Origin of the sequence: Acidaminococcus nyctereutis (assembly GCF_052216985.1) — a bacterium.
Classification (GTDB): Bacteria; Bacillota; Negativicutes; order Acidaminococcales; family Acidaminococcaceae; genus Acidaminococcus; species Acidaminococcus fermentans_A.
This window is the reverse complement of record NZ_JBQOUY010000010.1, coordinates 19995-33103: the sequence shown is the minus strand read 5'-3', so window position 1 is coordinate 33103 and position 13109 is coordinate 19995. Positions and strand designations below refer to the sequence as shown.

Sequence of the window (13109 nt, the reverse complement as noted above, 5' to 3'; positions counted from 1 at the left end):
TTCCGTCCTTTCTTCGGTATGTCTTACCACAGTGCCGGCAGAAAAGTGGAAAAAGCCGGTATATAGGTAACTCCCACCAGGGCTGCCAGGAAAGCGATGATGAAGGGAACAGATTTCCGGGCTACGCTCATGGGCTGCTTCCCTGCAATGTTCCCGGCCACGAACAGATCCAGGCCGAATGGCGGTGTAGCCAGACCGATGGACAGACAGCACACCAGCACCACTCCCAGATGGATGGGATCCACTCCCAATTTCTTGCAGGCAGGGAGCAGTACCGGCACCAGGATGATGATGGCCGGCCCTGTATCCATCACCATGCCCAGGAGCAGGAAGACCACCACCAGCACGGTGAGCACGGCTACTCCGGAAGTGAAATTCCCCAGGATGAAGCTTTCCACCACTTTGGTGGCCCGAGTCATGGACAGCACCCGGCCAAAGGCCGTGGCAAAAGCCAGGACGAAAGCCAGGCCCCCATAGGTACGGACCGATTCCCGGAGCATGGGCAGGATATCCCCCACCGTCATGGTCTTATACACAAAAAGAGATACCAGCAAGGCATAGAACACAGAGACTGCCGCCGCTTCCGTAGGAGTGGTGAAGCCGGTATAGATCCCTCCCAGCACGATCACTGGGCAAAGGAGCGCCCAGAAACTCTCTCGGAACAAGTGGAAAAAGCCCCTCCGAGACAGCTCTTCCATCCGTTCCCGAACTTTTGCCGTATCCTCTCCGTTCCGGAGACAATGGATGACCGCATAGGCCATCAAAGCCAGTCCTACCAAGAGCCCGGGGATGATCCCGGCCAGGAACAGCTTGCCGGTGGAAACGCCAGTAGCCAGGGAATACAGGACAAAAGGAATGGAAGGGGGGATGATCACCCCCAGGCCCCCAGCTACGGCAATCAGCCCGGCACTCCAGGTCTTATCATAGCCCAGTTCCGTCAAAAAAGGGACGCACATGGCCCCTACCGCAGCGGTAGTCGCCGGACCGGACCCTGAAATGGCCCCATAGAACAAACAGGTAAGGATCACAGCACAGGGCAGTCCCCCAGGGAACCGTCCGGCAAAAAAAGCGAAAAAATCGAACAGCTTCCGGGAAATCCCTCCCTTGGCCATGATCACCCCGCCCAAGATGAACAAAGGAACCGCCAGGATCGGTGTGGAATTGGCTCCTGAAAAGGCATTGTTCAGCACCTGCCCCATGGTGCCTCCCTGATGGAACAGGGCGATGGGAGCCGTGGCCCCCAGGATCATGCTGATCCCAATGGGCAGGGACAGGGCAATGGCCAGCAAGAAAACAGAAAAAATCAGTACGGCGGACAAGTTCAGTCATCCCCTTCCTGCGCCAAGGCTGCTTCCTCAGCAGCATCATGCATCGTCTGTTCCAGGGTGGACAGTTCTTTTTCCTGGAAATGCTGGATATGGAACCAGAGCATCTGGACAGACCGCACGGCTGCCAGGAAGAATCCCAGCACCATGAAGCTGTACACAAAGGCCATGGACCACTGCATGGCAGGAGAAATTTCCTGGCTTTCGGCGATCACCGACACCACTTTCACTGCATACAGGCACAGGACCCCCATACAGCCCAGGGTAACTGCATCGACCGCCAGATTCAGCATCTTCCGGAGGGTTTCCGGAAGCATGTCCTTCAATACCCCTACCCGGAGCATACTGTCCATCCGGATGGTATAGGGCAGGGATAGAAAAACGCTCCAGATCCACAGGAACCGGCACAATTCTTCTGCCCAGGTGAGAGACGCTATGCCCGGGATTTTCCGGACAATGACCTGGAGCATGGTAATGCCGGCAATGAGGACCAGCATCACCACCAGGAAGGTCTCTTCCAAGTGCAGATCCAGCCAGTAGATCAGAGCGTTCAGGGATTTCTTTTGTTGTACTGCCTTACTGCTTTCCTTCATCGTTTCCATGATATTCTCTCCATCCTACTTTCCTACTTGGGTGCAGGGATCTTATTCCTGCTGCTTTTTTTCTTCCAGGATTTTCTCCAGTTCCTGGCGCATGGCTTCTACCGGAGCCTTCTGCCCTGACCACAGTTCTACCTGGGCCGTCCCCTGGTACAGGCTCATGGTCAGTCCGTTCAGTACGGGACACCCAGCTTTTTCCGCATTTTCCAGGAAGCGGGTCCGGGCTGGATTGTAACAGGCATCGAAATAGAACTGGCCAGGCCGGATGTATTCCGGAGGCAAAGGGGTCTGCCCTATGGTCTTCCCCATGCCCACACCGCTGGCATTGATCACAGCCCCTGCATCCTTTACCTGCGAAAAATCCCCATAGGGGACAAATTCCGCCACCGGAGCAAACTTTCCGTTGATATCTGCCGTCAGGCTCCGGGCACTTTCCTCCAGGATGTCCGTAATCAGGATCCGGCCGGCTCCATGGTACGCCAAAGCCGAACAGATGGCCCTGCCGGCGCCTCCGCTGCCGAAGCAGAAGAAGGTCCGCCCGCTGACGCTGACACCGGCTTCCTCCAGGGCCTTAGAAAACCCCGTGCCGTCCGTATTGTACCCTTTCAGCCGCCCGTCCGGCAGCTTTACCACTGTATTGCTGGACCCCATCTTGGCACACAGAGGATCCAATTCGTCCAGATATTCCAGGACCTTTACCTTGTTGGGCTTGGTCACCGCAAACCCGGCAAAAGGCATGTGCCGCAGCCCCTGGATGATTTCTCCCAAGTGTCCATTCCCAGTCACCGTGTAGAAATACACCAGGTTCAGCCCCGCCGCTTCATATCCTCGGTTCTGCATCCGGGCTGCAAAGGACTGGGCCAGAGGGTCTCCCAACAAGGTGATGAAACGGGTGTGGATATCGATCTGCATTTTCTACCATCCTACTTTCCTGCCATGCGGAACATTTCTCGCATTTTGTATACATTCATGATGTTTCCCATTTTAGGCTTGTAATGCTGTTTTGTCAATGACTTCCCTACAGCATCCCGCCCATCCGGATATAGAGATAGAACAGCGGCACGATCAGGACGATATAGGAAGCCGTGGTGAGGATGAAAGCCGCTATGGTCAGATCCACATCCAGCTGGAACAGGGTAGCGGTGACCACCGCATTGATGGCCACAGGGGCCGCTGCATCCAACAGGATTGTCCCCAGGAGTGCCTGGCTGGTGAAATGCAGCCGGGCAAGGCTATAGATCATGACTGGCACCACCAGGAATTTCAGGGGGAGCATACCCAGGATCTTCCGGTAGAAGTTCCGAGCCTCTCCGAAATCCAGCTGATACCCTACCGGAAGGAAGGCGATCCATGCCCGTATATGGATCAGGACAGGAAACAGCTGTTTCAGGAATTCCGGTTCCGGGACAGCCTGCCAATGGAGCCACAGCCCGGCTGCCATCCCCAGGACCCCCAGCTGCTTGGGAGTCAGGAGCACTTTGCGGAGGTTGAAATGGAACCCAGTCCCCACTTTTTTCTGGAGGTAGCGGTTCCGGTAATACTGAGCCAAAGGGAAAGCGAATACCACCATCAGGATGTTCTGAGGCGTGGCAAAGAGCTGGGTATAAGCAAAACCTGCCTGGCCGAAGATCATGTAGGAAGCCAGGCCTGCCATGGTCCCGATGTTGCTGAGCATACTGGCCATGACATAACTCCCTTTCTGGAGATCATCGGGCATTTTCCGGGTAAAGAAAGCAGCCGCCAGCCCGCCGGAGAGAAACGCGGTGAGGAGGCTCAGGGCCGGGATCAGGATCAGGGCCCAGTCGATGGGGAGCAGCCAGAAGCTTAGCAGATTCATGGTGGTGAGGAGGCCGATCACATTGACCAGCATCAGGAACCGGCAGCCCCGATCGTCCATCCAGCCCCGGTGCCGGAACAGGAATCCCAAGGTCAGAGGACAGAGCACATCCACCAACAGCTGGAGTATTTTTTCGATTCCCATAGGTTCCCCTTCTTCCTCTAGTTTACAATATCACTATTATATCATACTTTATCCTTTTCCATTGTCTCATTCCCTGTAAAAGAAAAGGAGCATAAAAAAAAAGCCCTTGAGAAACAAGGGCCAAATGAGGGGCAACTTTAACTTACAAACTGATTATAACACTCTTGTATACATTATGCAAGATATTTTCAGTTTTTTCACAGTAATTTTATTTATCGGTTAATTCATATGATGTTGGTATGGATAAGAAAGGCGGGGCTATTGCTCATGCAACAAGCCCCTATTTCCCATAATCCTGCCCCACATAGATTACCACGTCTCCGCTGCCAGGACTGACAGCCCCCTGGAGCAGCCGATAATCAAAAGGCAGGTTCTCCACCCGTTCTTCTGCCTCCCGGCTCCCGGCATTGATCAAGACCTGGGTCCGTTCCATGATATTCCCTGCAGTCACCCCTATCACCGTAAACCCCACTTGTCTGGCATCCCCTGCCGCCGAAGCTCCGGCCTGGGGATTGCCGCTGCAGTTCACGATGGAGACCCGGAGGGACCGCTTCCGGGGGGCCGGTACGTTAGAACCGCCCGCAGCCCGGGATCCCGTTCCCTTCGTTTGGGGATTTTCAGTTCCATGCTTTTCCGTATCCATCTTCCGGGACTGTTCCACTGCTTTCTTCAGTTCTTGGCTCCGGACCTGGATCTGCCTTTTTTCTCCGTTGCCGGCCACGCTGTTGGTCCCCAGGAGGGCGTCGTATTTCTTCTTGGCAATCTGAGCAGCCAGCTTATAGCTCTCCCCTGGCTGCACGCCCTGGAACTGGGCCACCTGCTGACGCAGGGCCATCATATTGGGGATCCAGTAACTGATATCGTCCAGATAGGCAGGGCTCCCTTGGACCATAGCGGTTTCCAGCTGGGAGGTCCCAGAAACATTCTTAGCGAAGGTCACCAGGAGGGAAGCCAGGTCCGTCACCGAAAGATCCGTTTCGATGCTCTGGTACAAGGTCCGAGCGATTTCTGGAGCCCGGCTCAGGAGGCTGGCAGAGCGGAGCCTGGCAAAGACGGCCTTCATGAATTTCTGCTGCCGGGCCACCCGTCCGATATCTCCTTCTTCATCCCGATACCGGACGTATTGGATGGCCGTAGTCCCATCCATATGCTGCCGACCCGGCTGGAGATTGATCACCAGACCATTTTCCCCATCGTAAGGATCCGTATACTGCATGGGTTCTTCTACATCGATATCCACCCCGCCGATGGCATCCACCAGCTTGATGAATCCCTGGAAATCCACCAGCACATAGTTATTGATCTGGATCCCCAGGAAATTTTCCAGAGTCTTCCGGCTCAGTTCCTGGCCTCCGTAGGCATAGGCATGGTTCACCTTGTCCCAGCCGTGGCCGGGAATAGGGACCAGGGTATCCCGGGGCACTGATAAAAGAGCCGCCTGGTTCCGGGAAGTATCCAACATGGTGACAAAAAGGGTATCCGAACGGCCGGTATCCCCGCTCCGCCGGTCCACTCCCAAGACCATGATGTTCCGTTTACCATGGAGCTGGGCCACTTGGGCAGGGCGTTCTGGTTTTTCCGGACGCAGGAGGAAAAAGCCTGCAATAGCTACCAAAAAAGCTGTGATGCCTGCAATGAGCACTTTATATTTTGCCAGCATGATGGATCTCCTTTAAACGTTACATTTCGTCGTTTTTTCTTTTCCCTCCTTTATTATACCGTAAAAAAGAATTGGATGCATCAAGAAAAGGGGGTGTTGCCCGTTGCGTGCAACACCCCCAGTCACGGGCCGCGGGTCGCGAGCCTGGACGTTTAAACCGTTTGTTCTTTTTTCATATGATGATGAGACAAAATCGACTGATATCTGTAAAACTGGACCTTCGGTCAGCACCAACAAGCCCGCGACTCAAGGCTCGCGACTCGTGACCCTCATCACTTCGCTTCTTCCACCGCCTCTGCCATTTCCCTGACGTACTGCTTCACTGGCTCCACGCAGTCTTTGCCGTACTGGGCGCAGAGTTTCACGATGGCGCTGCCCACGATAGCTCCGTCGCTGATTGCCGCCATTTCCTTGGCCTGTTCCGGAGTAGAGATCCCGAAGCCCACGGCAATGGGTCTGTCAGACACTTCCCGGATCTTCTCCACGATTTCCTTCAGATTGGTGGTGATCTCTTTCCGCACTCCGGTGACCCCCAGGGAAGAAACCAGGTAAATGTACCCCTGGGCTTCTCTGGCAATGCTCTGGATCCGCTGATGGGAGGTGGGGGCGATCATGGAGATGATCTCCACCCCGTATTTTTCCGCTTCCGGAGCGATGGTAGCCTTTTCTTCATAGGGCACATCGGGCACGATGACTCCGTCGATCTTCACGTCCCGGCACTGCTGGAAGAATTTTTCCCGGCCGTAGGTGAAGATGGGGTTCGCATAAGTCAGGAACACCATGGGGATCTGTGTCTTTTCCCGGACCCGGGCCAGCATGGCGAAGATGTCCTTGATTTTGGTCCCGGCTGCCAGGGCCCGGGTATCCGCCTCCAGGATCACCGGTCCTTCCGCAGTAGGATCAGAAAAAGGGATGCCGATTTCAATGAGGCCGGCCCCCGCTTCTTCCATGGCATAGATCAGTTTTTCCGTGGTGGCCAGGTCCGGATCCCCGGCGGTAATGAAGGGAATGAACAGCTTCCCCTGTTTCTTGAATGCATCAGTAATCCTAGTCATGCAGGTCAACCCCCTTGTATCTGGCAATAGCAGCCACGTCCTTGTCTCCCCGGCCGGACAGATTCACTACGATGATCTTATCCTTGGGCAGGGTGGGTGCCAGTTTCATGGCATAGGCCACCGCATGGGCACTTTCGATGGCCGGAATGATGCCTTCCGTCCGGGACAGATATTCAAAAGCTTCCACCGATTCGTCGTCGGTGATGGGCACGTACTGGGCACGGCCCGTATCATACAGGTTGGCGTGTTCCGGCCCGATCCCCGGGTAATCCAGACCGGCGGAAATAGAATACACCGGAGCGATCTGCCCGTCTTCATCCTGGAGGAAATAGGATTCCATCCCATGGAAGATCCCCGGTTTCCCCCGGGCGATGGTGGCGGCGGTTTCCGCGGTGTTCACTCCCCGGCCAGCGGCTTCCACCCCGATCAGCTGGACTTCCTTGTCTGGGATAAAATCGTAGAACAGGCCGATGGCATTACTGCCGCCCCCTACGCAGGCCATGACCACATCGGGAAGCCGGCCTTCTTTTTCCAGCATCTGGGCTTTCACTTCTTCCCCGATGATCTTCTGGAAATCACGGACGATGGTAGGATAGGGATGGGGCCCCATACAGGATCCAAGCACATAGAAGGTATTTTCCACATTGGTGCACCAATCCCGCATGGCCTCGCTGACCGCGTCCTTCAGGGTACCGGTGCCAGTGGTCACAGGCACCACTTTGGCCCCCAAAAGTTCCATCCGGTACACGTTCAGGGCCTGGCGGATGGTGTCTTCCTTGCCCATGTACACTTCACATTCCAGACCCATGAGAGCCGCCACGGTAGCGGTGGCCACCCCGTGCTGGCCGGCACCAGTTTCGGCGATGACCCGTTTCTTGCCCATTTTCTTGGCCAAGAGGCACTGGCCCAGGGCGTTGTTGATCTTGTGGGCCCCGGTGTGGTTCAGGTCTTCCCGTTTCAGATAGATCTTGGCACCGCCCAGATCCTTGGTCATCTTCTCTGCATAGTACAGCAGGCTGGGCCGGTTGGCATAGTCATGGTACAGGGTCCGCAGTTCCTGGAGGAATTCCGGATCATCTTTGAAACGGTTGTAGGCTTCGTCCAGCTGCAGCACTGCGTTCATCAGGGTTTCCGATACATATTGGCCGCCGTGTCTGCCAAATCTTCCATTGCTCATGATTCTTCCTCTTTTCTTACAGCGCTCACAAAAGCGCGGATTTTATTTTCATCTTTCGTTCCAGCGGTCTCGATGCCGCTGCTAGTATCCACTCCAAAGGGATGGCATTCATCAATGGCTGCCCGTACATTTTCCGGATCCAGCCCCCCGGCCAGGAAAAAGGGTTTTGGGAACCGGGCCTGCCGGAGCAAGCTGTGGTCGAAGGTTTTCCCCAGCCCTCCGAACTGGCTGCCGGAAAAGGTATCCAGCAAGAAATAATCGCAATCATACCGGTCCAGGTCCCGGAGGCTTTCCGGACCCTGTACCCGGATCACCCGGATGAGGGGAGCCTTTGTCCGCTCTCGGAGGGCCTTCACATAGGCTTCGTCTTCTTCTCCATGGAGCTGGATCAGCTGGATGGTGCCCCAGTTGGCCAGATTCGCAGGTTCTTCTACCGGAGCCTTTATGAAGACGCCCACGGCCGCAATGGCCGGGTCCAGCTGCCGGCGGAGGTTTTCCGCCTGTTCCGCCGTCACCTGCCGCCTGCCGGGGGCGAAAACGAAGCCGGCATAATCCGGTTTGGCCCGGTTCACCATAGCCACATCTTCCCGCCGCCGGAGCCCGCAGAGTTTGATTTTCGTCACAGAGCCTCACCCCGCAGTTCTGCCAGGGCGGCTTTCATATCCTGGCTCCGCATGAGGGTTTCCCCGATGAGCACTCCGTTGACCCCGGCCTGTTCCAGTTGGGCGGTCTGCTGTCGGCTTTTGATGCCGCTTTCCGCCACAAAAGGGATATCCACTGGTACCAGGGACCGGAGCCGGAGACTATTGCCGATGTCCACGGTGAAATCCTTCAGGTTCCGATTGTTCACCCCGATGACCCGTGCCCCGGACCGAAGGACCCGTTCCACTTCTCCTTCATCATGGGCTTCTACCAGGGCATCCATACCCAGGCTTTCTGCCATCAGCCGGTATTCCTCCAGCTGGCTGTCGCTGAGGATGGCGGCGATCAGCAGGATGGCATCGGCCCCCAGGGTCCTGGCCTGGTACACCATATATTCATCGATGGTGAAGTCCTTCCGGAGCAGGGGCGTTGCCACCGCCTGGCGGATTTCCTGGAGATACCGGTCGCTGCCCAGGAAATAATCCGTTTCCGTCAGGACGGAAATAGCGGCGGCTCCCAGTGCTTCATACTGTCGGGCAATGGCCACATAGGGGAAATCCGGGGCAATGAGCCCTTTGGAAGGAGAGGCTTTCTTCACTTCAGTAATGAAGTTCAGTCCCGGTTTCTCCAGAGCCTTCCGGAAGCAGCCGGCCCGGTCCCGGGGCAGAGCTTCCGCTTCCCGCCGGAGGGTGAAGAAATCCTTTTTCTTTTTCTGTTTTTCCACCCGCTGCCGGGTGGCTTCTGCCAGGGTATCCAGGATCATGTTCCCCACCTTCCGTTTATTCGTTGCTCACTTTGACAACTTTTTCCAGGGCCGCCAGGGCTTTGCCGCTGTCAATGAGTTCCCCGGCCAGCTTCACCCCGCCGGCAAGGGTATCCGCCTTCCCGGCCACGAACAGGCCGGCCCCGGCATTCAGGAGCACCGCATTCCGCTTGGTGCCCTGGAGTTTCCCGGACAGGATATCCCGGGTGATCCGGGCGTTTTCTTCCGGTGCGCCCCCGATCAGGTCTTCTTTCTTCCCGGGGACCAGACCGAAATCTTCCGGCCGGATCACCGAAGACCGGTAGTACCCGTCCCGGAGTTCACAGATGGTGGTGGGCCCATTGGGGGAGATTTCGTCCAGTTTTTCCTGTCCGTAGGCCACCAGGCCCCGCTTCACCCCCAGAGAGCACAACACCTTGGCCAGGGGTTCCACCAGGTATCCGTCATAAACCCCCAGCAGGAACATTTCCGGTTTGGCCGGGTTGGTGAGGGGCCCCAGGATGTTGAACACCGTCCGGAACCCCAGTTCCTTCCGGATGGGCCCCACATACTTCATGGCCGCATGGTATTTCTGGGCGAACAGGAAGCAGAAATTGGTTTCTTGCAGCATCTTCAGGGCCAGGGCCGGATCCTGCTGGATGTTCACCCCCAGGGCTTCCAGACAGTCCGCGGTACCGCACAGGGAAGAAGCGGCCCGGTTCCCATGTTTGGCCACCTTCACCCCGCCGGCGGCCAGCACCATAGCGGAAGTGGTGGAAATGTTGAAGGAATGGGCTCCGTCCCCGCCAGTCCCTACGATTTCCATGACTTCCATGCCAGGATGGGGCACGGGAGTCGCCAGGGACCGCATGGCTTCCGCACAGCCGGAGATTTCATCGATGGTCTCCGCTTTGGTGCTCTTGGTGGATAGAGCCGCCAGGAAGGCAGCATTCTGGGTGGCTGTAGTCTTACCTCCCATGATTTCCAGCATCACTTCTTTGGCTTCGTTATAGGTCAGGTCCCCTTTGTTGACCAGTTTGATGATGGCTTCTTTGATCATGATAATTGCCTCGCTTTCATGCTTTTTCGATTTTCAGATCCAGGAAATTCCGGATGATGGCCATGCCTTCCGGTGTCAGGATGGATTCCGGATGGAACTGGAGCCCGTAGATGGGATATTCCCGGTGTTCCACCGCCATCACTTCTCCGTCCGCCGTAGTGGCGGTAGCTTTCAATACTTCAGGCATCGTATCCGGGTCGATGGCCAGGGAATGGTACCGGCCCACCAGGATCTGCTCTGGCAGGCCCTTGAACAAAGGAGAGGTCCGGTCCAGGGTCACCGTGGACTGCTTCCCGTGCATCAGCTGCCGGGCGTAGGTCACAGTCCCTCCGAACACTTCTCCGATGGCCTGATGACCCAGGCACACTCCCAGGATGGGAAATTCCCCTTTCAGCTCCCGGAGGGCCGGTTCGCAGACCCCTGCATCGCAGGGCCGGCCAGGACCCGGGGACAGGATCAAATGGTCCGGATGGAGCTTCCGGATGCCATCCACTGTAATGGCATCGTTCCGGACCACCCGGATGTCCGGGTCCAGGGTGCCCATGTATTGATACAGATTGTAGGTAAAGCTGTCGTAGTTGTCGATGATCAGTTCCATTTCATGCCTCCGTGGTTGCTTCCAGAGCCTGCCGTACAGCCGCTGCTTTGTTGATGGTTTCCATGAATTCATCTTCCACTTTGGAGTCGGCCACGATGCCGCTGCCGGTCTGGAAGGAAACCGTATCACCGTATTTCACCGCGGTACGGATCACGATGCAGATGTCCATGTTCCCGGCAAAATCCAGGTAGCCCATACCCCCGCCGTAAGGCCCCCGCCGTTCCGGTTCCAGTCCGTCCAGGATTTCACAGGCCCGGACTTTCGGCGCCCCGGAAAGGGTCCCGGCCGGGAAAGCGGCACACAAGGTATCGATGGCGTCCTTGTCTTCCTTCAGGGTACCGGTGACCCGGGTGGTCATATGCATCACATGGGAGAATTTCTTCACCAGCAGGTGGTCATGGACCTTCACAGACCCGAATTCCGCCACCTTACCCACATCGTTCCGGGCCAGATCCACCAGCATATTGTGTTCCGCCAGCTCCTTGGGATCCGTCTGCATATCCCGTTCCAGGGCATTGTCCTCCTCTTCCGTCCGGCCTCTTCGCCGGGTACCGGCAATGGGCATGGAAGTGATTTCCCGTCCCTGGACCTTGATCAGGGTTTCTGGAGAGGATCCGGCGATTTCCACCTTGTCGTTCTTCAGCAGTACCATGTACTGGGAAGGATTGGTGGTCCGGAGGATCCGGTACATGTTGAACAGATCCTGGTCATAGGAAGCAGAGAACCGCTGGGAATACACCGCCTGGAAAATGTCTCCCTGCCGGATATGTTCCTTGATCTTTTCTACATTATCGGCATAAGTTTCCCTGTCCTGGTTGCTGGTGATTTCGCCCAGCCGAGCCGGGGTGAATTCCGGAGGAGCCACCGGCTGGCGGACCAGGGCTTCCATGGCATCCAGGTTCTTCTGAGCTTTGGCGTAGTTCCCTTCCAGATCGTCGGTCTTGATGTTCACGATCAGGTACATTTTCTGGAGCACCCGGTCGAAAGCGATCACTTTGTCGAAGAGCATCAGGTCAAAATCTGGAAAAGCCGTGGCCTTGGCCGGGTCGAAATGGAGGCTGGGCTCACAGTACTGGAAGAAATCGTAGGAGAAGTACCCCACGAACCCTCCCGTAAAAGGTGGTAATCCAGGGATCGTGGGCACCCGATAAGCCTTCAGGATGGACCGGAGAGCTTCCAGGGGCTGTTTGGGATCCACTGGGATCTGGCTGCCGGCAAATTCCACCTGGGCGCCCTGGTCCTTGGCCTGGAGCCGGGCAATGGGGTCAAATCCGATGAAAGAATACCGGCCGGCTTGGTCATTCTGTTCCAGGCTTTCCAGCAGGAAATACCGGTTGCTTTCCTTCCGCACCAGGCTCACCAGGCCGATGGGAGTAGCCGTGTCCGCCAGGATTTCCCGGACCACCGGCACCGCCGCATATCCTTGGGCCAGGGCTTTGATTTCTTCCAGACTCTGTTGTTTCATTTCTGTTCCTCCTCACTGCTAAAAGAAAAGTATCCGGGCTGATCATTCCACCCGGATACCTGGATTGCAAAACCTATCGCTGCAATAAAAAACACCTGTCCTCCTACAAGGACAGGTGTCATAACCTGCGGTACCACCCTGTAATGGAGCCGGAGCCCCACACCTCAAGCAGAATGCCAACACATTCCTCACCGGTAACGTCGGTGCTGCGTCGCGGGATACTTTCCGAAGATTTCATCGCGCCCTCAGTGGTCCATTTGTCAGACTGCCACGATCCGGCTCTCAGCTTCCCGGACTCTCTGTGCGCACATTTTCTGGCGTTATCTCCACCTCAAAGGTTTCTGGTTCGTATTGAATTGATGGTTGTATAGTAGCACTGACGGAATTGCTTGTCAACTATTTTTCCTAAAAAGTGTAAATTTGTAACTTTTTGTATCTCTTTTAACATTCTTTCGGACTTTTGTTGTCCTGTACACTACTCTTTCTCATATACGTCAGCGTATTCCGGTTTCCGGTCAAACTGGACCCGGGCATAGGAACACTGGGGGATGATCTTCACCCCGGCTTCCCGGGCCATCTCCGCCACCGCCCGGACCAGTTTCCCGGCTAGGCCTTGGCCTCCGTACTGGGGATCCACAATGGTATGGTCCAGGGTCCACACCCCGGGCCGGGTCACCACATACGTGCATTTTCCGATTTCTTCCGCCCCATCATACAGGGCCGCCCGGAATTGTTCCGGTTCCTTTACAAGACGGATGGTTTCCATGTTTTTTCTCCTTTCAAGGCCTGGCCGCTGAAGCAGCCA

13 protein-coding genes are annotated in these 13109 nt (G+C 56.2%); all 13 read right to left on the bottom strand.

The genetic code is table 11. The features are described from left to right. Positions 1 to 23: 23 nt before the first annotated feature. The 13 genes from ACTUHY_RS06560 to ACTUHY_RS06500 all read right to left on the bottom strand — a co-directional run bounded on the left by ACTUHY_RS06560 (position 24) and on the right by ACTUHY_RS06500 (position 13070). A complete protein-coding gene (locus ACTUHY_RS06560; protein ID WP_278673689.1) occupies positions 24 to 1319 on the bottom strand; it encodes a TRAP transporter large permease in 1296 nt (431 codons plus the stop codon). Between the two features lie 2 nt (positions 1320 to 1321). Continuing rightward, the gene (locus ACTUHY_RS06555) at positions 1322 to 1927 is read right to left on the bottom strand and encodes a TRAP transporter small permease (protein ID WP_442827077.1); all 606 of its coding nucleotides are present in this window, start codon (positions 1925 to 1927) and stop codon (positions 1322 to 1324) included. 42 nt (positions 1928 to 1969) lie between these two features. Continuing rightward, positions 1970 to 2836: a shikimate dehydrogenase family protein gene (locus ACTUHY_RS06550; RefSeq protein ID WP_278673691.1), complete on the bottom strand. Its 867-nt coding sequence runs from the start codon at positions 2834 to 2836 to the stop codon at positions 1970 to 1972. Positions 2837 to 2942: 106 nt separating this feature from the next. After that, positions 2943 to 3905, bottom strand: coding sequence for an AEC family transporter (locus ACTUHY_RS06545; RefSeq protein WP_278673692.1), 963 nt, complete (start codon positions 3903 to 3905; stop codon positions 2943 to 2945). A gap of 280 nt (positions 3906 to 4185) precedes the next feature. Then, positions 4186 to 5565 carry an LCP family protein gene (locus ACTUHY_RS06540; protein ID WP_278673693.1) on the bottom strand — a complete coding sequence of 460 codons (1380 nt, stop codon included), beginning with the start codon at positions 5563 to 5565 and terminating at the stop codon, positions 4186 to 4188. Between the two features lie 272 nt (positions 5566 to 5837). After that, the gene (trpA, locus tag ACTUHY_RS06535) at positions 5838 to 6620 is read right to left on the bottom strand and encodes a tryptophan synthase subunit alpha (protein WP_278673694.1); all 783 of its coding nucleotides are present in this window, start codon (positions 6618 to 6620) and stop codon (positions 5838 to 5840) included. Further along, positions 6613 to 7797: a tryptophan synthase subunit beta gene (gene trpB / locus ACTUHY_RS06530; RefSeq protein ID WP_075579031.1), complete on the bottom strand. Its 1185-nt coding sequence runs from the start codon at positions 7795 to 7797 to the stop codon at positions 6613 to 6615. Before trpB ends, trpA begins: the two co-directional genes overlap by 8 nt. Continuing rightward, positions 7794 to 8420 (bottom strand): phosphoribosylanthranilate isomerase, encoded by a 627-nt coding sequence (locus ACTUHY_RS06525; protein WP_442827076.1) that lies wholly within the window; start codon positions 8418 to 8420, stop codon positions 7794 to 7796. Before ACTUHY_RS06525 ends, trpB begins: the two co-directional genes overlap by 4 nt. After that, positions 8417 to 9202, bottom strand: a complete 786-nt coding sequence (gene trpC, locus ACTUHY_RS06520) for an indole-3-glycerol phosphate synthase TrpC (protein WP_442827075.1) — start codon at positions 9200 to 9202, stop codon at positions 8417 to 8419. The genes ACTUHY_RS06525 and trpC overlap by 4 nt, the downstream gene beginning before the upstream one ends. Before the next feature lie 16 nt (positions 9203 to 9218). Continuing rightward, on the bottom strand, positions 9219 to 10241 hold the full coding sequence (trpD, locus tag ACTUHY_RS06515) for an anthranilate phosphoribosyltransferase (RefSeq protein WP_442827074.1): 1023 nt from the start codon (positions 10239 to 10241) through the stop codon (positions 9219 to 9221). Positions 10242 to 10257: 16 nt separating this feature from the next. Beyond that, positions 10258 to 10839, bottom strand: coding sequence for an anthranilate synthase component II (locus tag ACTUHY_RS06510; RefSeq protein WP_442827073.1), 582 nt, complete (start codon positions 10837 to 10839; stop codon positions 10258 to 10260). 1 nt (position 10840) lies between these two features. Further along, a complete protein-coding gene (trpE, locus tag ACTUHY_RS06505) occupies positions 10841 to 12304 on the bottom strand; it encodes an anthranilate synthase component I (protein ID WP_442827072.1) in 1464 nt (487 codons plus the stop codon). A gap of 475 nt (positions 12305 to 12779) precedes the next feature. Continuing rightward, positions 12780 to 13070, bottom strand: coding sequence for a GNAT family N-acetyltransferase (locus ACTUHY_RS06500; protein WP_442827071.1), 291 nt, complete (start codon positions 13068 to 13070; stop codon positions 12780 to 12782). Positions 13071 to 13109 lie beyond the last annotated feature (39 nt).

Excerpts from the sequence above, each read along its gene's own strand:
- ACTUHY_RS06555 (WP_442827077.1), bottom strand. The coding sequence starts at position 1,927 with ATGGAAACGATGAAGGAAAGCAGTAAGGCAGTACAACAAAAGAAATCC.
- ACTUHY_RS06550 (WP_278673691.1), bottom strand. The coding sequence starts at position 2,836 with ATGCAGATCGATATCCACACCCGTTTCATCACCTTGTTGGGAGACCCT.
- ACTUHY_RS06545 (WP_278673692.1), bottom strand. The coding sequence starts at position 3,905 with ATGGGAATCGAAAAAATACTCCAGCTGTTGGTGGATGTGCTCTGTCCT.
- ACTUHY_RS06540 (WP_278673693.1), bottom strand. The coding sequence starts at position 5,565 with ATGCTGGCAAAATATAAAGTGCTCATTGCAGGCATCACAGCTTTTTTG.
- trpA (WP_278673694.1), bottom strand. The coding sequence starts at position 6,620 with ATGACTAGGATTACTGATGCATTCAAGAAACAGGGGAAGCTGTTCATT.
- trpB (WP_075579031.1), bottom strand. The coding sequence starts at position 7,797 with ATGAGCAATGGAAGATTTGGCAGACACGGCGGCCAATATGTATCGGAA.
- trpC (WP_442827075.1), bottom strand. The coding sequence starts at position 9,202 with ATGATCCTGGATACCCTGGCAGAAGCCACCCGGCAGCGGGTGGAAAAA.
- trpD (WP_442827074.1), bottom strand. The coding sequence starts at position 10,241 with ATGATCAAAGAAGCCATCATCAAACTGGTCAACAAAGGGGACCTGACC.
- ACTUHY_RS06510 (WP_442827073.1), bottom strand. The coding sequence starts at position 10,839 with ATGGAACTGATCATCGACAACTACGACAGCTTTACCTACAATCTGTAT.
- trpE (WP_442827072.1), bottom strand. The coding sequence starts at position 12,304 with ATGAAACAACAGAGTCTGGAAGAAATCAAAGCCCTGGCCCAAGGATAT.
- ACTUHY_RS06500 (WP_442827071.1), bottom strand. The coding sequence starts at position 13,070 with ATGGAAACCATCCGTCTTGTAAAGGAACCGGAACAATTCCGGGCGGCC.